The organism is Streptomyces sp., assembly GCF_031181705.1.
Classification (GTDB): domain Bacteria; phylum Actinomycetota; class Actinomycetes; order Streptomycetales; family Streptomycetaceae; genus Streptomyces.
Genome location: NZ_JAPSKN010000066.1, coordinates 4,565 through 23,622, shown reverse-complemented (window position 1 = coordinate 23,622; position 19,058 = coordinate 4,565). Strand labels below are relative to the sequence as shown.

Here is a 19,058-nt window from a genome sequence, read left to right as displayed (position 1 = left end):
GCGGATGCCGGGACGGGAGTCGATGAGGGTCATGTCGAGGTCGAAGCCGACGGTGAATGCCATATGGGCCATTGTGCCCAGCCGGTGTGAACGGCAGACGCCCGCCCGTGAGCGGGCGCACACCTAGCGGCGGCGCTGGGAACGCCAGATCAGGAACAGCGCCGACGTCACGGCCGCGCCCCGCACCACCCAGGGCCAGGTCTGCGCCACCGCGTCGTTCATGGCGCCCTCGGCGATCGGCTCGCCCCAGCGGCCGTCCATCCTGCCCCAGAGCCACACCAGGCCCGCGGCCACGGCCGTGCTCGGCAGGATCACCACCGCCCACTTCGTCTCCGCCGGGGTCAGGCGGCGCGAGGCGTAGGCGATGAGCCAGCCGAGGAGGAGCACGAACCAGTTGCCGGCGACGGCGCCCGCGACGAGCAGGGCGGCGGCGCCCAGGAGGAGCGGGTTGCTCCAGCTTCCGGCGGCGGGCAGGCCCGGGAGCCGGCGGCGGCCCTTCCGCCCGGCCTCCTCCACCGGCTCGGCCGCCTCGACGGCCTCGACGGCGGAGGCGGGCTCCGGCCCCGCCTTCCGCTGTGGCGGCGGCTTCAGCAGGTCGGGCAGCTCCACCCCGCCCACGAAGCCCGGTACCTCGTCCCCCACGCCGAAGGGGCTGCTGTCCACCCGCCACCAGTCCGGCTGGACCGCGCTGTCCCCGAGCTCGTGCCCGGCGGCCAGGTGCGGTGGCGCCGGGCCGTCGGAACGCGCGGGCTGGGCCTCCTCGGCGGGCCCCGCCGGGCGGGGACGCGGCACGACACGCCGTACGACTCCCCGGGGCCGCTCCCGGCCCCGCGGTGCGCGGTCGGGCTGCACGGGCACGGCGGCGGGGGCGGCGGCGCCCTGCGGCTCCCGCCCGTCCGCCGCCGCCGTCACCACCTCGTCGGGGCTGCCCAGGCGGGTCAGGATGCGGCGGACGGCGGCCGGCGAGTCGACGGTGGCCCTGGCGCGGCGCCGGTCGATCTCGTTGCGCAGGTCCGCGACCAGGCGCATGCGGGTGGCCGACGACAACTGCCGCTGCTGGGCCACGTCGCCGACGCGGCTCAGATACTCGTAAACGACCTGGTCGCTCTCAATCCCCACGAAGTCCCCTCCGGGGCGGGTGCGTTGCGTGACGCCGTCGCACGACGGTACCGCGAGGAGCGGTGCCCCTTCCAAAAGGCCGTGGGGCGTCCGGGTGCGAGGCGGCGCACAGTCGGCCCGGCCGCCGGAGGCGACCCGCTACCGTGGACCGGATGAGCACCGAGGACAGGCCTGTGGCCCCCCGCTCCCTCGCGGAAGCGCTCCGCGCGCGGGGCGATGCCGCGCTGGCCGCGCTCCTGCGCAGCCGACCGGATCTCATCACGCCGGTGCCCACCGACCTCACCCAGCTCGCGACCCGGGCCGGCACGCGCGCCTCGGTGGTGCGGGCCCTGGAGCGTCTCGACCGGTTCACGCTGCAGACGGCGGAGGCGCTGGCCGTGGCGGCGGACCCGGCGACCTACGACGAACTGCTCGCCCTCATGGCGGGCGACGCGGCCGACCCGGCCGTCGTGGCCGCCCTGCCGCGCGCCGTGCACGCGCTGCGCGAGCAGGCCCTGGTGTGGGGCGGCGACGACCGGCTGCGGCTGGTGCGCACCGCCCGTGAGCTGCTGGCGCCCTCGCCGCAGCACCCCTCGCCGACGGGGCTCGGCCCCACCGTGCAGGAGGCCACCGCCGGGATGTCCCCGGGGCGGATCCAGGAGATCGTCACGACGGCCGGGCTGCCCTCCACGCACGACTCCGTCTCCGCGGTGACCGCCCTGACCGGCCTGTTCGGCGACCGCGAGCGGATGGCCGCGCTGCTCGCGAAGGCCCCGGCCGACTCCCTGGAAGTACTGGAGCGGCTGGTGTGGGGGCCGCCGTACGGGCAGGTCACGGCCGATCCGGCGCCCCGGCTGCGCTGGCTGCTGGACCGCGGGCTGCTGCTGCCGACGGCGCCCGGGACGGTCGTCCTGCCGCGCGAGGTGGCCCTGCATCTGCGCCGGGGTCTGGCGCACCGGACGCCCGAGCCGGTGCCGCCGGTGGTGGAGGCGGCCGCGGCGCACCGTCCACAGGTTGTGGACAGCACGGCGGCCGGACAGGCGTACACGGCGCTCGTGACCGTCGAGGAGCTGCTGAAGGACTGGGACGAGGGCGGGCCTGCGGTGCTGCGGGCCGGGGGCCTGAGCGTGCGGGACCTGAAGCGGACCGCCGTCGCCCTGGACGTGCCGGAGCCGGTCGCCGCGTTCTGGGTGGAGCTGGCGTACGCGGCGGGCCTGATCGCCTCCGACGGCGCGGCCGACGAGCGGTTCGCGGCGACACCGGCCTACGACGAGTGGCGCGAGCAGCCCCCCGCCGAGCGCTGGTCCCGCCTGGTCACGGCGTGGCTGGCGGCGACCAGGACGGCCGGCCTGGTCGGCGGGCGGGACGCGAAGGACCGGACGCTGTCCGCGCTCGGCCCGGGCCTCGACCGGTCGGCCGCGCCGGAGGTGCGCCACCGGGTGCTGGCGCTGCTGGCCGCGCTGCCGGAGGGCGCCGCGCCGGACCCCGAGTCGGTGCTGGCCCGGCTGCGCTGGGAGCGCCCCCTGCGCGGCGCCCGGCCCGAGGACGACCTGCGCGGCCGGCTCGCCCGCTGGACGCTGTCCGAGGCGGAGCTGCTCGGCGTCACCGGCCGGGGCGCGCTGTCGGCCCACGGCCGGGCCCTGCTGGGCGCGCCCCCGGCTCCCGCGAAGGGCCCGGAGCCGGAGCCCTCGGGCCCGGGCGACAAGCTGCCCGTCCACCACCACCGCAGCGCCCCGCTCACGCCCCTGTCCTCCACCGAGCAGGCCGTCGCCTCGGCCGCGGCGGCCCGGCTGCTCGCGCCCCTGCTGCCCGAGCCGCTGGACCACGTGCTGCTCCAGGCCGACCTCACGGCGGTGGCGCCCGGGCCCCTGGAGCGGCCCCTGGCCGACATGCTGGGCGTGCTGGCGGACGTCGAGTCCAAGGGCGGGGCCACGGTCTACCGGTTCACGCCCGGGTCGGTGCGGCGCGCCCTCGACGCCGGGCAGACCGCTTCCGACCTGCACGCCTTCCTCGCGGCGCACTCCCGTACGCCGGTGCCGCAGCCGCTGTCGTACCTCATCGACGACGTGGCCCGCCGGCACGGGCAGCTGCGCGTGGGCGCGGCCTCGGCGTACGTGCGCTGCGACGACGACGCGATGCTGGGCGAGATCCTCGCCGACAAGCGGGCGGCCGGCCTCGGGCTGCGCCGGCTCGCCCCGACCGTGCTGGCCGCGCAGGCCGACCCGGCGGGGCTCCTGGCGGGGCTGCGGGCGATGGGGTTCGCGCCGGCCGCCGAGTCCGCCGAGGGCGACGTGCTGATCACCCGCGCGCTGGCCCACCGCACCCCGCCGCGTTCCGCGCCCGAGCCGGTCCCGGACGGCCCGCCCGTGCCCGACGACACCCTCCTCGCGGCGGCGCTGCGGGCCATCCGCGCGGGCGACCTCGCCTCCACCACGCCGCGCAAGCCCGGCACGGCCCCGGCCGCCGACGGGGCGCTGCCGCGCACGGACTCCGCCGAGACCCTCGCCACCCTGCAGGCCGCCGTGCTCACCGGCGAGGCCCTGTGGATCGGCTACGTCAACGCCGAGGGCGCCGCCAGCCAGCGGGTCATCGCCCCGATCCGCGTGGAGGGCGGCTTCGTCACGGCGTACGACCACACCGCGGACGAGGTCCGCACGTATCCGGTGCACCGGATCACCGGGGTGGCGGAGCTGGCGGACGACGCGGGCTGACGGCCCGCCGGGCCTCTCACCCGTTCGGGTGCACGCCGGCGTTCATGCACGCCACGCCGGGGATGTCCCACGCTCGGGCGACGTTGCCGGGCGCGCCGCATCCCGCCGGGTGCCCGGGGGCAGCCACGGGGTGTCCCTGTGAGCGCTGTAGAAAGGAACTCCCAGCATGCGCGCTGTTCGTCGAGTCGCCGCCGTCCTGGCCACCGCCGCCCTGATGACGTTCGGGGGGCTGGCCACTCCGGCCTCCGCGGTGAGCATCGATATCGCCGGCCTCGTCCTGGAGACGCCGCAGATCTGACCGGCTCCCGCGCCCGTCGGGCCGGTCCCCGCGTCCGTGGGCCGGCCCGCGGCGGCGGTCTCCTCGGAAGGCCCTGTTCCGTCGTCTCCAGAAAGGCCCTGTCGTCCGATGCGTGAAAAGCTGCCCGCCGTCGCCCTCACCGCCTTCGCCCTCGTGGGCGTGCTCGCGCCCTCCGCCGCGGCCGCCGGCGGGTTGCCCCTGCCGCTGCCGGCCGCCGAGCCGCTGGTCACCGAGGGGGTCACCATCGAGGGCCCGCTGATCCAGAACGTCAGTCTGCCCATGCTGCGCTAGCGTGCCGCGTCCGGTAGCTCTCGCCGTCCAGCCGCACGATCTCGGCGTGGTGGGCGAGCCGGTCCGTCATCGCCGGGGCGGACGGTCCGAGGACCTCGTTCCAGCGGCCGAGGGGGCGGTCGCTGGTGACGATCAGGGAGGCGCGCTCGTAGCGGTGCGCGACCAGCCGGAACAGCAGCCCGGCGGTGTCGGGGTCGAAGGGCGTGTAGCCGACCTCGTCGACGATCAGGAGGGGGTGATCGTCGAGCGCGGCCAGCTCCGCGTCGAGCCGGCCCGCGGTCCGGGCGTCGGCCAGCCGGGCGGCCCACTCGGCCGCGGTCGCGAACAGCACCCGGTGCCCGGCCTGGCAGGCCCGCACGCCCAGGGCGACGGCCAGGTGGGTCTTGCCGGTGCCGGGCGGGCCGACGAAGACCACGTTGCGCCGGGCCGAGACGAACTCCGCCTTGCCGAGCCGGGCCACGGTCTCCCGGTCGAAGCCCCGCGGGTGCCGCTCGTCGAAGTCCTCCAGCAGCTTGCGGGCCGGGAAGCCGGCGGCGCGGATCCGGGCCTCCGCCTCGCCGTCCGGGTCGGGCTGCCGGGGCACGGACGGCGCGGCCGCCGCGGTCTCGGGCCGGGGCTCGGGGGCGGGCTCGCTCCGGGTGCGTTCCACGGGCGGCCGGGCCGCGTGCCCGCGGTCGGCGTGCGCGGCCATCGGCCCGGACATGTAGGCGAGGATCGCGGCCGAGAAGATGAACGCCATGTGGATCACCGTCCCCCACAGCAGGGCGTGCTGCGAGGTGTGGTGGACGTCCACGAACATCTGCAGCAGGTGCACCGAGGAGATGCCCACGATCGCCGTGGCGAGCTTGACCTTCAGCACGTTGGAGTTGACGTGCGAGAGCCATTCGGGCTGGTCGCGGTGGCCCTGGAGGCCGATGCGGGAGACGAACGTCTCGTAGCCGCCGACGATGACCATGATCAGCAGGTTGGCGATCATGACGACGTCGACCAGCTTCAGCACGGCGAGCATGACGTACGTCTCGCTGGCGTGGCCGCCCACGCACATGAGGATTAAGGTCCACAGCTCCTTGAAGAACTTGTAGACGTAGACACCCTGGGCGGCCACGAGCCCGAAGTACAGCGGGGCCTGGAGCCAGCGGGTGGCGAACAGGGCGTATCCGAGCGTGGTGGTCGGCGTGTTCTGCACCCGCGCCATTCTTCGGGGCCGCCCCGGAAAAACTGAATTCACACCACACGTTGGGATGAATAGGCATTCAGTACGACCGGAGTCGTCTCCGGGACGCGCACGTCACACCGCCGGACGCCGACGATCAGGCACACTGGACGTTTGGCCGGGCACTCACCGCCAGGGTGCCGCCTCCAGAAAGGGACCCGCGTTGAACGGACCTCTCATCGTCCAGTCCGACAAGACCCTGCTCCTGGAAGTCGACCACGAGCAGGCCGACGACTGCCGTCGGGCCATCGCGCCGTTCGCCGAGCTGGAGCGGGCGCCGGAGCACATCCACACCTACCGCGTGACCCCGCTGGGCCTGTGGAACGCCCGCGCGGCCGGTCACGACGCCGAGCAGGTCGTGGACGCGCTCGTGCAGTACAGCCGCTACCCGGTGCCGCACGCGCTGCTGGTCGACGTCGCCGAGACGATGGACCGCTACGGCCGCCTCACCCTCTCCAAGCACCCGGCGCACGGCCTGGTCCTGACGACCACGGACCGCCCGGTGCTGGAGGAGGTCCTGAAGTCCAAGCGGATCGCGCCGCTGGTCGGCAACCGGATCGACCCGGACACGGTCGCCGTGCACCCCTCCGAGCGCGGCCAGATCAAGCAGACGCTGCTGAAGCTGGGCTGGCCGGCCGAGGACCTCGCCGGGTACGTCGACGGCGAGGCGCACCCGATCGAGCTGGCCGAGGACGGCTGGGCGCTCAGGCCGTACCAGAAGCAGGCGGTGGAGAACTTCTGGCACGGCGGTTCGGGCGTCGTCGTCCTGCCCTGCGGTGCCGGCAAGACCCTGGTGGGCGCCGGGGCGATGGCCCAGGCGAAGTCGACGACACTGATCCTCGTCACGAACACGGTCTCCGCCCGGCAGTGGAAGCACGAGCTGGTGAAGCGGACCTCGCTCACCGAGGAGGAGATCGGCGAGTACAGCGGGACGCGGAAGGAGATCCGGCCCGTCACGATCGCCACGTACCAGGTGCTGACGACCCGGCGGAAGGGCGTCTACCCGCACCTGGAGCTGTTCGACTCCCGTGACTGGGGGCTGATCCTCTACGACGAGGTGCACCTGCTGCCCGCGCCGGTCTTCAAGTTCACCGCCGATCTGCAGGCACGCCGCCGGCTCGGCCTCACCGCCACCCTGGTCCGGGAGGACGGCCGGGAGTCGGACGTGTTCTCCCTGATCGGGCCCAAGCGGTTCGACGCGCCGTGGAAGGAGATCGAGGCGCAGGGCTACATCGCGCCCGCCGACTGCGTGGAGGTCCGGGTCAATCTGACGGACTCCGAGCGGCTGGCGTACGCCACGGCCGAGGCGGAGGAGAAGTACCGCTTCTGTGCGACGACCGCGACCAAGCGGAAGGTCACGGAGGCGATCGTGCGCCGCTTCGCCGGGCAGCAGATCCTGGTGATCGGCCAGTACATCGACCAGCTCGACGAGCTCGGCGAGCACCTCGGGGCGCCCGTGATCAAGGGCGAGACGTCGAACGCGCAGCGGGAGAAGCTCTTCGGCGCCTTCCGCGAGGGCGAGATCAGCGTGCTGGTGGTGTCCAAGGTCGCCAACTTCTCGATCGACCTGCCGGAGGCGACGGTGGCGATCCAGGTCTCGGGCACCTTCGGCTCACGGCAGGAGGAGGCCCAGCGCCTCGGCCGGGTGCTGCGGCCCAAGTCGGACGGCCACCAGGCGCACTTCTACTCCGTGGTCGCCCGGGACACCATCGACCAGGACTTCGCCGCGCACCGGCAGCGCTTCCTGGCCGAGCAGGGGTACGCGTACCGGATCATGGACGCGGACGAGCTGCTCGCGGAGAACTGACACCGGCCCGGGCCGGTCACTTGCGGCGGACCAGGCCGACTTCCTCTCCGTACTCACCGAGGATGACCACGTCGAAGGCGGCGCCCGCGAAGACCCGGACGGCGCGCAGCGCGTCGCCGAGGAGGTGGCGGTGACTGCCGGACACGGCGGTGGCGCCGGGCGGGCGGCCCGGTGCCGGGGCGGGGTGGATGGTTGCTGCGCTCATGTCTCCATGGTGCGTTTCGCCCCGTAAGACCCGCGTCGGTCTCGGGACCGAACCTGCCGGGGGCCCGCGTACGCCCGCGGGCTGACGCGGGCCCCCCGGGAAGGAGGGCGCCGTCCCCTAGGGGACGGGAAACCGTTCGCGCGCACCGGCCCCGCTCCCCTACAATCTCCGCTCTTGCCCGCCTCCCTCCACGGAGTGCCGCCGACCGGACGGAAACCGGCCGGCATCTCACCGTCCTTCCTTCAGCAGGTCCTTCCGGAGGCACCCCCTTGTCCACGCCCGTCGACGACCCGCTCGCGCGTGAGCGCTCCCACCTCGCCGCGTCCCGCGCCGCCCTGCGCGCCATGCGCGAGGACGTCGAAGCCCTCGACATCAGCGACGTCAGCGCGAACTGGGTCAACGCGCAGGTGCTGGCCCGCCAGATCGAGGAGCGCGTCAAGGCCCTGGCCGACCTCAGCGACACCCCGCTGTTCTTCGGCCGGCTCGACTACCTGCACGCGCCGGGGAGCGACCGGGCCGAGGGGGCGGACGGGGAGCGCTTCTACATCGGGCGGCGGCATGTGCACGACCACGACGGCGACCCCATGGTCATCGACTGGCGCGCCCCGGTCTCGCAGCCGTTCTACCGGGCCTCCAAGAAGCACCCGATGGACATCGCGCTGCGCCGCCGCTTCGGCTACACGGGCGGCGACCTCACCGCCTACGAGGACGAGCACCTCTCGGACCCGGGCGAGGCGGCCCGCACCAGCAAGCTGCTCCAGCAGGAGATCGAACGGCCGCGTGTCGGCCCGATGCGGGACATCGTCGCCACGATCCAGCCCGAGCAGGACGAGATCGTCCGGTCCGGTCTGTCGGGCACGGTGTGTGTGCAGGGCGGTCCCGGCACCGGCAAGACCGCCGTCGGCCTGCACCGGGTCGCCTACCTGCTCTACGCCCACCGCGAGCGCCTCGCCCGCACCGGCACCCTCGTCATCGGGCCGAACCGGTCCTTCCTCCACTACATCGAGCAGGTCCTCCCGGCCCTGGGCGAGCTGACCGTCCAGCAGGCCACCGTCGAGGACCTGGTCGCCCACGTGGAGATCAAGGGCACCGACGACGCCACGGCCGCCGTCGTCAAGGGCGACGCCCGCATGGCCGAGGTGCTGCGCAGGGCCCTCTACTCCCACGTCACGCCGCCCACCGAGCCGGTCGTGGTGGTGCGCGGCTCGCGCCGCTGGCGGGTCCCGGCCTACGAACTGGAGGCGATCGTCAGCGAGTTGCTGGACCGCGACATCCGCTACGGCGCCGCCCGCGAGGCCCTGCCGCAGCGCATCGCGCACGCCGTGCTGGTCCAGATGGAACGCTCGGGGGAGGCGCCGGACGACCGCGTGCAGGACGCGGTGGCCCGCAACAGCGCGGTGAAGGCGGCGGTCAAGGCGATCTGGCCGGCCGTCGACCCGGCGAGACTGGTGCTGCGGCTGCTGTCGGACGCGGAGTTCCTCGCCGCGCACGCGGACGGCCTCCTCGACGCGGACGAGCAGAAGGCGATCCTCTGGGCCAAGCCGGCGCGCAGCGTGAAGTCGGCCCGGTGGAGCACCGCGGACGCCGTGCTGATCGACGAGGCCACCGACCTGGTCCAGCGCACGCACTCCCTCGGCCACGTCGTCCTCGACGAGGCGCAGGACCTCTCCCCCATGCAGTACCGGGCGGTGGGCCGCCGCTGCACCACGGGCAGCGCGACGGTCCTCGGCGACCTGGCGCAGGGCACCACGCCGTGGGCGACGCGCAGCTGGCAGGAGGCCCTGGCCCACCTGGGCAAGCAGGACGCCGTGATCGAGGAGCTGACGGCCGGTTTCCGCGTGCCCACGGACGTCATCACCTACGCCTCACGCCTGCTCCCGCACATCGCCCCGGGCCTGACGCCGGTGGTGTCGATCCGGGAGAACCCGGGCCATTTCGAGGTCCGGCGGGTCTCCGGGACCGACGACGTGGTCGCCGCGTGCCGCGAGTCGCTGCGCCACGAGGGCTCGACGGGCCTGATCGCGGCCGACGCACGCGTGCCCGAGCTGGCCGCGGCCCTGACGGCGGCCGGCATCCCGTACCTCGGGCCCGGCGAGGAGACCACCCGGGACACGCGGCTGACCCTGGTCCCGGCGTCGCTGGCGAAGGGCCTGGAGTACGACTACGTGGTCCTGGACGAGCCGAGCGCGGTGGTCGACGGCGAACCCGACGAGCGCACGGGCCTGCGCCGCCTGTACGTGGCCCTCACGCGAGCGGTCTCGGGCCTGACGGTGACCCACGCGGCCCCCCTGCCGGAGCAACTCGGTTAGCGCCGGGCAACCTTCAGCAAGCGTCCACCGCGGCCCGCCACTCCGCGACGGCCTCGGCGGAGACCGGCTCGTCCCAGCCCCCGGGGCGAGCCGCCCCGCCGATGTGGAACCCGTCGACCCCGGCCTTGCGCAGCACCGGCACATGGTCGAGCCGCAGCCCGCCTCCGACCAGCAACTGCTGCCCGTAGCCCGGCTCCCCGGCCCGCCCGGCCTCCGCGAGCAGCACCGGCAGCCCGCCGTCGACCCCGTCCGCCGACCCGGCCGTCAGATACGTGTCGAGTCCCGGCATCCCGTCCAGCTGCTTGCGCAGGGCCTCCCGGTCGGCGGCCCGGTCGATGGCCCGGTGGAACGTCCAGGGGCAGCCGTCCAGCGCCGCGACGACCCGCTCCACGGCCGCGAGGTCCACCGAGCCCCCTTCGTCGAGGAACCCGAGCACGAACTCCTCCGCCCCGGCCTCGCGCAGCTCAGCGGCCACGCCGGCCAGCCGGTCGACGTCCCCGGCCGCGAAACCGTCCGCCAGCCGGATCATCACGCGCAAGGAGATGTCCACGGCACGCCGGATCCCGGCGACGGTCGCGGCCGGCGGGGTGAGCCCGTCGGCCGCCATGTCGGTCACCAGTTCAAGGCGGTCCGCGCCGCCCGCCTGTGCGGCGACCGCGTCCTCGACCCCGAGGGCGATCACCTCCAGGACTGCACGCTTGCTCATGGGGCCCCTTCGTCGGCATGGCGTCGGCGTTCGACGACAGGTCTAGTCCAATCAAAGACTACGCTGCCCACTCCGGCCGGCTGCCAAGCACCCTTGGGGGCCCGGGACCTCACCCGTAGATGTTCAGCTCGGCCGCCTCCACCCCGGCCAGCTCGAACGCGGGCGCCCCGTCCACCGGCCGCCCGGCGTACAGCCGCACCAGGGTCGGCCCGTCCCCGATGAACCGGCCCGGGGGCCGCTCCCCACCGGTCTCGCCCAGCCGCAGCGGCTCGTCCAGGTCGTCGAGGTCGGCGTGGAGCGGCACGTGCCCCCGCTCCCGGGTGAGCCGGGCCAGCAGGGCGAGCGCGTCCGGCAGCCCGGCCCCGCCGTAGGCGCCCGGCTCCCCGAGGGCCTCGCGCACGTCACCGGCGTGCACCCACTCCCCCAGGGCGAGGCCGTCCAGCTTCCCGTCCGCCCCGGCGATCACCGGCCCGGCCTCGGTCATCCCGCGCTCCAGTTCGTCGACGATCCGCGCGTCGCTCCAGCCGGCCCGTTCGGCGATGTCCCGGTCGTTGGACCCGGGCGAGAACACGCCCGGCTCGAACCTGCCCTCCGCCACCCGGGTCAGGGCGGCCGAGCAGTGCGCCAGCACGTCCCGCACCGTCCAGCCCGGGCACGCGGCGACGGGCCGCGCGAAGTCCTCCTCGGCCCTGCCCCGCAGCAGCGGGATCAGCGCGTCACGCTCGATCGTGAGCAGCCGGCCGGGCTGCTCGGGGTCACGTACGTCGTGCACATCGGCAGGAGTCGTCATGCACCCCACGCTAGGTGCCCCACCCCGGTCGGCGGGAGAATGACCCCATGGCCGATCTCGACACCCTGCGCACCCGCTTCGCCCGCACCCTGGAAGCGGCCCGGGGGCCGGCCGGCGGCCCCGACCCGGCGCCGTACGCCGAGGACCTGCTCGGCCGCTGGCAGGAGCCCCAGCGCCGCTACCACACGGTCGAGCACCTGGCGGCGGTACTGGACCGCGTGGACGTCCTGGAGGAGTACGCGCGCGACCCGGAGGCGGTCCGGCTGGCGGCCTGGTTCCACGACGCGGTCTACCTGCCCGACCGCTCCGAGAACGAGGAACGCTCCGCGCGGCTCGCCGAACGGGCCCTCGCGGAAGCCGGTGTGCCCGACGCGAGGACGGCCGAGGTGGCCCGTCTGGTCCGCCTCACCGTCACGCACGACCCGGCGGACGACGACCCCGACGGCCAGGTCCTGTGCGACGCCGACCTGGCGGTCCTCGCCTCGCCCCCGTCGGCGTACGCCGCGTACACGACCGCGGTCCGCGCGGAGTACCACTTCGTCCCGAACGACGCCTTCCGCACGGGCCGGGCCGGGATCCTGCGCCAACTCCTCGCCCTGCCCCGGCTGTTCCGGACCCCGTACGGGGCGGAGCGCTGGGAGGCGACGGCCCGCTACAACCTCACCGCCGAGCTGGAAATGCTGTCGCTCCCCGCGCACGATCCCTCGTAGCCTGCCCACCATGTGGGCAACGGGCGCGGAACAGGTGGAACAGGCCGTCGCGGAGTGCGTGGGCGTGCTGGGGGAGGTCGCCGGGCGGGACTGGACGGGGGTGCGGGCCGGGCGGCTGGAGTGGAGCTGCCGGGAGACCGCGGTGCACATCGCCGAGGACCTCATCGCGTACGCGGGGCAGCTGGCGGGCCGGGAGCAGGACGGGTACTCGCCGTTCGAGTTGTCGCTGGAGGAGGGCACCGACAACGCGGGCGCGCTGCGGGTGATCGCGTCGACGGGCGCGCTGCTGGCCGCCGCCGTCCGCACCACCCCGCGCGAGGTGCGGGCCTTCCATCCGTACCCGTTCCGCGGCGCGAACCGCGAGGGGTTCGCCGCCATGGGCGTGGCCGAGGTGCTGCTGCACACCCACGACATCGCCGAGGGGCTCGGCGTCACCTACGAACCCGACCCGGCGCTGTGCGACTTCGTCCTCACCCGGATCTTCCCGCACGTCCAGCCCGGCCCCACCCCCTGGCGGACCCTGCTGTGGGCCACCGGCCGCGGCGAGCTGCCCGGACGCGCGCCCGTCACCGAGTGGCGGTGGAGCAACAACCTGGTCCTCGGCTCCGAGCGGCTCACCCTCCAGGGCGTCACCCCGGCGGCGGCCACCGATCTGTCCACGGTCGGTGACGGCGGCTTCGCCTGGCTGGACGGCGGGCCGGCCGAGGGCACCCGGGTCGGCGCCGGGCTGGTGTACAAGCAGTACGAGGACGGCGTCCACCGGCCGGAGTGGGGCATGTACGTGCTGGTCCGCCGGGAGGACGGCCGCGCGCTCGGCGCCATGGGGTTCCACGGCGTCCCGGACGAGGCCGGCCGGGTCGAGGTCGGCTACGACCTCGTCGAGGCGGCCCGCGGCCACGGCTACGCCACCGAGGCCCTGCGCGCGCTGTCGTCCTGGGCGCTGGCCCGGCCGGAGGCGCGGGTCGTCGTCGCGAACGTCGAGCCGGGCAACCTGCCCTCGCAGCACGTCCTCGCCCGGGCCGGGTTCACCCGCGTCGCCGAGGACCCCGAGCACCTGACCTACGAACTGGGCGTGTCCGGCGACCGGTAGCGCCCCTTGCGCCGCCGCAGCCCCGAGCCGTGCAGCAGCCGCACCACCTCGCGGCTGCTGACCTCCACGGCCCCGGCCGCCACCACCTCCGCGTACCGCTGGGCGGGTATGTCGTAGTGGTCGCGTTCGAAGGCGCGGCGGGGCACGCCCACGCGGGCGGCGAAGGTGTGGAGTTCGTCGTAGGAGACGTCGCTGACCAGGTGGGACCAGAGACGGCCGTGGCCGGGCCAGGTGGGCGGGTCGATGTAGATCGTCACGCCGGTCTCACGAGGCGGCAGGCCCGCCGAGGGCCTCGCCGAGCGCTCCGACGGCCGCGACCTTCACCCCGGCCGCGGTGCACACCCAGTGCGGGTCGGGCCCCAACTCCGGTTCCACGTCCAGCGCGTGCGGCTCGCCCGTGCCGCACACCGGGCACAGCGGCCAGCGGCCGTACCGCTCCAGCAGGGCGTCCTGGACGTCCTGCGCGACCAGGCCGGCGACGAACCGCGCGCCCTCCGGCCACTGCTCGACCCACCATCGCCGCTGCGTGATGGACTGCTCCACCAGCGACACGACGTCGGCGTCGGCGACGCGTCCCGCGACGAGGTCGGCGAGCACGAGGGCGCGCGCGGCGTGCAGCGTCTGCTCCAGAGGGCTGATGGGGTCCATGCCCCCATTGTGCGCACTCTTGACCGCGACGCCGAGCCGAAAATATCTTTCAGGGGTGACCCGCAGAGTGAAGGAAATTTTCGCCGGCGAGCGCGGTGGTCCGGGCGGCACGGGTGGCACCCCGCCCGCTCCCGCCGCCCTCGCGGCCAAGGTCCGCACACTCGCCCCGTCGATGACGCGCTCCATGCAGCGCGTCGCCGAGGCCGTGGCGGGCGACCCGGCCGGCTGCGCGGCCCTCACGGTCACCGGCCTCGCCGAGCTCACCGGCACCAGCGAGGCGACCGTCGTTCGCACCGCCCGGTTGCTGGGCTATCCGGGCTACCGGGACCTGCGCCTGGCCCTCGCCGGGCTCGCCGCCCAGCAGCAGTCCGGCCGCGCCCCGGCCATCACGACGGACATCGCGGTGGACGACCCGATCGCCGACGTGGTCGCCAAACTCGCCTACGACGAGCAGCAGACCCTCGCCGACACCGCGGCCGGGCTCGACACGGTCCAGCTGGCCGCCGCCGTCACCGCCCTGGCCGGCGCCCGCCGCACCGATGTGTACGGGGTCGGGGCCTCCGGGCTGGTCGCCCAGGACCTCACGCAGAAGCTGCTGCGCATAGGGATGGTGGCGCACGCCCACAGCGACCCGCACCTGGCCGTCACCAACGCCGTGCAACTGCGCGCGGGCGACGTGGCGATCGCCATCACGCACTCCGGGTCGACCGGGGACGTCATCGAGCCGCTGCGGGTCGCCTTCGAGCGCGGGGCGACGACGGTGGCGATCACCGGCCGCCCCGACGGCCCGGTCACGCAGTACGCCGACCACGTCCTGACCACGTCCACCGCACGCGAGAGCGAGCTGCGCCCGGCGGCGATGTCGTCCCGGACCGGCCAGCTCCTCGTGGTGGACTGCCTGTTCGTGGGGGTGGCGCAGCGGACGTACGGGACGGCGGCGCCGGCGCTGTCGGCGTCGTACGAGGCGCTGGCCCACCGGCATCGCTCCTGAGGCAGCCGCCCCGCCCAGCACCGGAAAGACACGGAAAGAGCCGTCCATGACCTCCACCTCCGACCCCCGTGACGTCCGAGCAGAGTTGGAGTCCCTGACCACCGAGGCCTTCCGGCCGGACCTCGCGGACATCGACCGGCTGCCCACCCTGGACATCGCGCGGCTGATGAACGGCGAGGACGCGACCGTCGCCGGGGCGGTGGCGGCCCGGCTGCCCGAGATCGCCACCGCGATCGACGCCGTGGCGCGGCGGATGGCCCGGGGCGGCCGCCTGGTCTACGCGGGCGCCGGTACGGCGGGCCGGATGGGCGTCCTGGACGCCTCGGAGTGCCCGCCCACCTTCAACACCGATCCCTCCCGGGTCGTCGGCCTGATCGCGGGCGGTCCGGGGGCCGTGGTCACCTCGGTCGAGGGCGCGGAGGACTCCCGGGAGCTGGCCCGGGCCGATCTGGAGCCCCTCGGGCTGACCCCCGACGACACGGTGGTCGGCATCTCGGCGTCCGGTCGCACGCCCTACGCCATCGGCGCGGTCGAGTACGCCCGGGACCGCCGCTGCCTCACCGTCGGCCTGTCCTGCAACCCCGGCAGCCCGCTCGCGGCGGCCGCCGAGCACGGCATCGAGATCGTCGTCGGCCCCGAACTCCTCACCGGCTCCACGCGCCTGAAGGCCGGAACGGCGCAGAAGCTCGTCCTCAACATGCTGTCGACGATCACGATGATCCGGCTCGGCAAGACGTACGGGAACCTGATGGTCGACGTCCGCGCCTCCAACGACAAGCTCCGCGCCCGCTCCCACCGCATCGTCGCCCTCGCCACCGGCGCCGGCGACGAGGAGATCGAGCGGGCCCTGGCCGCCACCGACGGCGAGGTGAAGAACGCGATCCTGACGATCCTGGCCGACGTGGACGGCCCGACCGCGGCCCGCCTGCTGGAGGAGTCGGACGGACACCTGCGGGCGGCCCTGGCAGCGACGGACTGACCCCGGGGATCAGCGATATCGGGCCACGTACTCGTCGAACGGCTCGATGCCGACGCCCGCGCGCAGTTCGTCCACGCGCTCGGGCTCGGCACACGGCCAGGGGATGGGCGAGCCGTCCTCCGTGACGCCGGCGATCTGGGTGCCGTAGACCTGCTCACGTCCCTCGTTCACATACGTGCGGTCCCGCAGGAAGGCCAGCTCGCGGGCACCGGCCTCCCCCGCCGCCACGGCCTCCTCCATCAGCCGCAGGGCCCGCCGCTGCACGTCCAGTTGCCGGTCGGCGTGCTGGGCGACGAGCCAGGCGGCCCGGGCCGCGTCCTCTCCGACGAGGGCGGCGGTGGGCCAGCCGACCTCGTCCATGATCTCCCTCAGCCGGTCCCCGTGCCGGGCGGTGAGCCGCCGCCACGCCAGCTGTTCGGCCCGGTCCTCGCTGTGCGCGGCCCCGGCCACGGCCATCCGGTGCTCGGCGGCGGCCATGGCGGTCAGCTCGTCCGCCAGGGCCGTCAGATCGCGGGTCATGTCCAACTCCCTTATTAGTAAGCCTGGTTGACAAGACCCTAAAGCCGCATTCGGCTCGAAAAGATCATTCCGGAGCACGGCGACAGCCACCCTCCGGAGAGGGGATACTGGATCTACGCCCGCTTGCCCGCCTCCCGGTTGACCTGCCGCACACGAGCCCGCAACGTCTCCCCGACCGGCAACGACCGCAGCACCTCGGTCAGATGCTCGGCCGTCCGTACGTTGCACCGCCCCAGATCGACCAGGGCGAACGGCTCGTCGCTCGCAGCCGTGACGGGGTCGACGCACAGGGACGGCAGCACGACACCGACTGCGGCGAGGGCGTCCCGCAGCGACTCCACGATCTCTTCGGTCGAGCGCACGTTCTCCTACCTCCACGCTGAGTTTGCGATGCGCCACCCAGCGTGTCCGAGCCGCCTCTAACCTGGCCATACACGGCGGTCCAACAACCCGATGTGTACGACAGGGAGTTGCCCATGCCCGGACCCAGGGACCTCGACCCGTCCTCCTCCCCGCGGGCCCTCCTGGGCGCCGAACTCCGCCACGCCCGCGAGAAGGCCGGCCTCAGCCAGGAGGAACTGGGCCAGCGGCTGTTCGTGAGCGGCTCGTTCATCGGGCAGCTGGAGGCGGGCACGCGCAGGATGCAGCGGGAGTACGCGCGTCTGCTGGACGAGGCGCTGGGGACGGAGGACTTCTTCCAGCGGCACTGCGGGGCGGCGGCGAAGTCGAGGTATCCGGAGCACTTCGCGGAGGCGGCGGAAGCGGAGGTGCAGGCCACCGAGATCCGGGAGTACGCGCCTCTCCTGATCCCCGGCCTGCTTCAGACGCCCGACTACGCGCGGGCCGTCTGCCGGGCCTATCAGCCGACGGCTCCCGAGGAGAAGATCGAGGAACTCGTGGCCGCGCGGATCGAGCGCGCCCGCCTGCTCAGCAATCCAACAGAGCCCTTGTTGTGGGCGGTGCTTGACGAATCCGCACTCCGGCGGGTGACAGGGGGACCCGGGGTGATGGCAGAGGCGTTACGCCATCTCGCGGACCTGGGCCGCCGTGGCCGGGCCATCGTCCAGGTGCTGCCGTTCGACGTGGGAGCGCATCCCGCGATGGAGGGCTCGGTCAAGCTGATGGACTTCGAGGACGCCCCACCGCTGGTCTACTTCGAAGGCGTTGGCACCGGACGGCTGGACGACGACCCGGTGGTCATCAAGCACCAGAAGTTCACCTACCAGCTCCTCACGGCCTGCGCGCTCTCCCCAAAGAACTCCCTGGCCGTCATCGAGGCGATGGCGGAGGATTACGCCCATGAGGAGCATCACTGAGGCCCGCTGGCACAAGTCCAGCTACAGCGGCGGCAGCGGCGGCAACTGCCTCGAAGTAGCCGACGGTCACACCACCGTCGTCCCCGTCCGCGACTCCAAGAACCCCCACGGCCCGAAGCTCGTGTTCCGGGCCACCGCCTGGGCCGCGTTCGTCGCGAACCTCAAGGACGAGACGGCCTGAGCTTCGGGACCCGGGCTTCGAGCCCTCTTTTCAAGGATTGGGAGGAGGGCCTCAACCCGCCCTCCCGCCCGGCGAGTTGACGCGAAGCGTTCGGCTTGCCACGGACAGTCACGTACCTCTAACGTGCCTGCATAAGCAACGGCCCCCGCCCGGTGCGCCAACACCTGCGGGGGCCTACCTACGAGATCGAAGCGCCGATCCCATGGCTGAAGCCCACTTTAGTGCTGCCCTCCCGTCCGCGCACCCCATGGCCAACCCCGGCTACGGCAAGCGCTCCACTCCCGACCAACTCCGCGCCGCATCAGACGACTTCGCCCACCTCCCACCCCGCGAAGCCGCCATCGCCGCGTACCTCGACCGCCTCCCCGACGGCGCCGACATCTCGGTGAAGACGCTGGCGAAACACCTCCCGTACGGCCAGTGCGCCCTGAGCACCGCCCTCAACCGCCTCCAGCAGGCAGGTCACCTGCGCCGGGGCCGGGAGTGCGTCACGGCCGACGACGGCAGTTCCCGCTGGATCACCCGATCGTGGTGGTCCCGCACGGCCCGGGACGACGACTGGTGGGCGGCCTTCACGCGCGGCGACGTACCGAGGCAACCGCAGCGCCCCACCCGCTCACGGGCGCACATCCTCCTGGCCGCCCTGGGCCGCACGGCACCGGCCCTGTCGCTCTCCCAGGCAGACTGCGCGGCGCTCGCCCCGCTGGTGACGCAGTGGTTCGAGCGGGGCGCCTCGGAGGGCGACGTCCTGCACGCCCTCACGGCCGGCCTGCCGACACCGGTGCACCACCCCGCCGCCCTGGTCCGCACCCGCCTGACCGGCAAGCTCCCGCCCCCATCGGCCCCACGCCCGCCCCTGCGGGTCCTGGAGTGCGCGAACTGCGGCGCCCCGGGCCGCCCGGAGTCCCTGCCGGGAGGGCGTTGCAGCGCCTGCCGGGGCGAAAGCGCCCCCGCGCAACCCCCCGCACCCCTGCCCGCCCCCTCCGTACACGACCACGCGGCCCGCATCCGCGCCGCGATGGACCAACGCCGCCGGGAGCGGAATCCGCCGACCAAGGACAATGGACGGCATGAACCACGCCCAGCTGACCGCACTCGGCCGCGCCCTCCGGCTCCTCGGTGAGCACGGGGAGGCCCTCACCGCCGACACCCCGGACGCCAAGCTGCACGAGGTGAGGACGGATCTTCGGCGGGCC

At 74.1% G+C, this 19,058-nt stretch carries 20 protein-coding genes and 1 pseudogene; 12 read left to right on the top strand and 9 right to left on the bottom strand.

Features of this window, described 5'->3' with window-relative positions; all coding sequences use genetic code 11:
- Positions 1-123 precede the first annotated feature (123 nt).
- Complete coding sequence (locus RIN80_RS14985) at positions 124-1,119, bottom strand: hypothetical protein (protein ID WP_309096079.1); 996 nt, start codon at positions 1,117-1,119, stop codon at positions 124-126.
- Between the two features lie 152 nt (positions 1,120-1,271).
- Between RIN80_RS14985 and RIN80_RS14980 the strand changes: the two genes are divergently transcribed.
- The 3 genes from RIN80_RS14980 to RIN80_RS14970 all read left to right on the top strand — a co-directional run bounded on the left by RIN80_RS14980 (position 1,272) and on the right by RIN80_RS14970 (position 4,398).
- Positions 1,272-3,809: a helicase C-terminal domain-containing protein gene (locus tag RIN80_RS14980; protein WP_309096078.1), complete on the top strand. Its 2,538-nt coding sequence runs from the start codon at positions 1,272-1,274 to the stop codon at positions 3,807-3,809.
- A 166-nt stretch (positions 3,810-3,975) separates the two neighbouring features.
- Positions 3,976-4,107, top strand: coding sequence for a hypothetical protein (locus RIN80_RS14975; RefSeq protein ID WP_309096077.1), 132 nt, complete (start codon positions 3,976-3,978; stop codon positions 4,105-4,107).
- Between the two features lie 108 nt (positions 4,108-4,215).
- A complete protein-coding gene (locus RIN80_RS14970; protein WP_309096076.1) occupies positions 4,216-4,398 on the top strand; it encodes a hypothetical protein in 183 nt (60 codons plus the stop codon).
- On the opposite strand, the gene istB is transcribed toward RIN80_RS14970, so the two are convergent.
- Positions 4,376-5,593 carry an IS21-like element helper ATPase IstB gene (istB, locus tag RIN80_RS14965; RefSeq protein ID WP_309096075.1) on the bottom strand — a complete coding sequence of 406 codons (1,218 nt, stop codon included), beginning with the start codon at positions 5,591-5,593 and terminating at the stop codon, positions 4,376-4,378. The genes RIN80_RS14970 and istB overlap by 23 nt on opposite strands.
- Positions 5,594-5,774: 181 nt before the next feature.
- Between istB and RIN80_RS14960 the strand changes: the two genes are divergently transcribed.
- Complete coding sequence (locus tag RIN80_RS14960) at positions 5,775-7,418, top strand: DNA repair helicase XPB (protein WP_309096074.1); 1,644 nt, start codon at positions 5,775-5,777, stop codon at positions 7,416-7,418.
- A 16-nt stretch (positions 7,419-7,434) separates the two neighbouring features.
- Here the strand turns inward: RIN80_RS14960 and RIN80_RS14955 are convergent, their stop codons facing one another.
- Positions 7,435-7,623, bottom strand: a complete 189-nt coding sequence (locus RIN80_RS14955; protein ID WP_309096073.1) for a hypothetical protein — start codon at positions 7,621-7,623, stop codon at positions 7,435-7,437.
- A gap of 269 nt (positions 7,624-7,892) precedes the next feature.
- Between RIN80_RS14955 and RIN80_RS14950 the strand changes: the two genes are divergently transcribed.
- Positions 7,893-9,932 carry a UvrD-helicase domain-containing protein gene (locus RIN80_RS14950; RefSeq protein ID WP_309096072.1) on the top strand — a complete coding sequence of 680 codons (2,040 nt, stop codon included), beginning with the start codon at positions 7,893-7,895 and terminating at the stop codon, positions 9,930-9,932.
- 13 nt (positions 9,933-9,945) lie between these two features.
- On the opposite strand, the gene RIN80_RS14945 is transcribed toward RIN80_RS14950, so the two are convergent.
- Both RIN80_RS14945 and RIN80_RS14940 read right to left on the bottom strand, forming a co-directional pair.
- Positions 9,946-10,638: a copper homeostasis protein CutC gene (locus RIN80_RS14945; RefSeq protein ID WP_309096071.1), complete on the bottom strand. Its 693-nt coding sequence runs from the start codon at positions 10,636-10,638 to the stop codon at positions 9,946-9,948.
- Between the two features lie 109 nt (positions 10,639-10,747).
- Positions 10,748-11,428, bottom strand: coding sequence for a maleylpyruvate isomerase family mycothiol-dependent enzyme (locus RIN80_RS14940; protein ID WP_309096070.1), 681 nt, complete (start codon positions 11,426-11,428; stop codon positions 10,748-10,750).
- Positions 11,429-11,475: 47 nt separating this feature from the next.
- On the opposite strand from RIN80_RS14940, the gene RIN80_RS14935 reads away from it, so the two are divergent.
- Together RIN80_RS14935 and RIN80_RS14930 are read left to right on the top strand one after the other, a co-directional pair.
- Entirely contained in the window at positions 11,476-12,138 is a 663-nt protein-coding gene (locus RIN80_RS14935) for a hypothetical protein (RefSeq protein ID WP_309096069.1), read from the top strand.
- 34 nt (positions 12,139-12,172) lie between these two features.
- On the top strand, positions 12,173-13,228 hold the full coding sequence (locus RIN80_RS14930; protein ID WP_309096087.1) for a GNAT family N-acetyltransferase: 1,056 nt from the start codon (positions 12,173-12,175) through the stop codon (positions 13,226-13,228).
- Here the strand turns inward: RIN80_RS14930 and RIN80_RS14925 are convergent.
- Positions 13,198-13,485 (bottom strand): DUF4031 domain-containing protein, encoded by a 288-nt coding sequence (locus RIN80_RS14925; RefSeq protein WP_309096068.1) that lies wholly within the window; start codon positions 13,483-13,485, stop codon positions 13,198-13,200. The two genes, RIN80_RS14930 and RIN80_RS14925, sit on opposite strands and share 31 nt — an antisense overlap.
- Before the next feature lie 7 nt (positions 13,486-13,492).
- A complete protein-coding gene (locus RIN80_RS14920; protein WP_309096067.1) occupies positions 13,493-13,876 on the bottom strand; it encodes a hypothetical protein in 384 nt (127 codons plus the stop codon).
- 55 nt (positions 13,877-13,931) lie between these two features.
- On the opposite strand from RIN80_RS14920, the gene RIN80_RS14915 reads away from it, so the two are divergent.
- Together RIN80_RS14915 and murQ are read left to right on the top strand one after the other, a co-directional pair.
- On the top strand, positions 13,932-14,867 hold the full coding sequence (locus RIN80_RS14915) for a MurR/RpiR family transcriptional regulator (protein WP_309096066.1): 936 nt from the start codon (positions 13,932-13,934) through the stop codon (positions 14,865-14,867).
- Positions 14,868-14,913: 46 nt separating this feature from the next.
- Entirely contained in the window at positions 14,914-15,846 is a 933-nt protein-coding gene (murQ, locus tag RIN80_RS14910) for an N-acetylmuramic acid 6-phosphate etherase (protein ID WP_309096065.1), read from the top strand.
- Positions 15,847-15,855: 9 nt separating this feature from the next.
- Here the strand turns inward: murQ and RIN80_RS14905 are convergent, their stop codons facing one another.
- Positions 15,856-16,365, bottom strand: a complete 510-nt coding sequence (locus RIN80_RS14905) for a DUF6624 domain-containing protein (protein ID WP_309096064.1) — start codon at positions 16,363-16,365, stop codon at positions 15,856-15,858.
- A 170-nt stretch (positions 16,366-16,535) separates the two neighbouring features.
- Positions 16,536-16,727: pseudogene (locus tag RIN80_RS14900) on the bottom strand (hypothetical protein); the annotation flags it as partial.
- A 114-nt stretch (positions 16,728-16,841) separates the two neighbouring features.
- Here RIN80_RS14900 and RIN80_RS14895 point away from each other — a divergent pair.
- From RIN80_RS14895 to RIN80_RS14885, 3 genes are all read left to right on the top strand, one after another.
- Positions 16,842-17,681 carry a helix-turn-helix transcriptional regulator gene (locus RIN80_RS14895; protein WP_309096063.1) on the top strand — a complete coding sequence of 280 codons (840 nt, stop codon included), beginning with the start codon at positions 16,842-16,844 and terminating at the stop codon, positions 17,679-17,681.
- Positions 17,665-17,862, top strand: a complete 198-nt coding sequence (locus tag RIN80_RS14890) for a DUF397 domain-containing protein (protein WP_309096062.1) — start codon at positions 17,665-17,667, stop codon at positions 17,860-17,862. Before RIN80_RS14895 ends, RIN80_RS14890 begins: the two co-directional genes overlap by 17 nt.
- Positions 17,863-18,109: 247 nt before the next feature.
- On the top strand, positions 18,110-18,985 hold the full coding sequence (locus tag RIN80_RS14885) for a hypothetical protein (RefSeq protein WP_309096086.1): 876 nt from the start codon (positions 18,110-18,112) through the stop codon (positions 18,983-18,985).
- Positions 18,986-19,058: the final 73 nt, after the last annotated feature.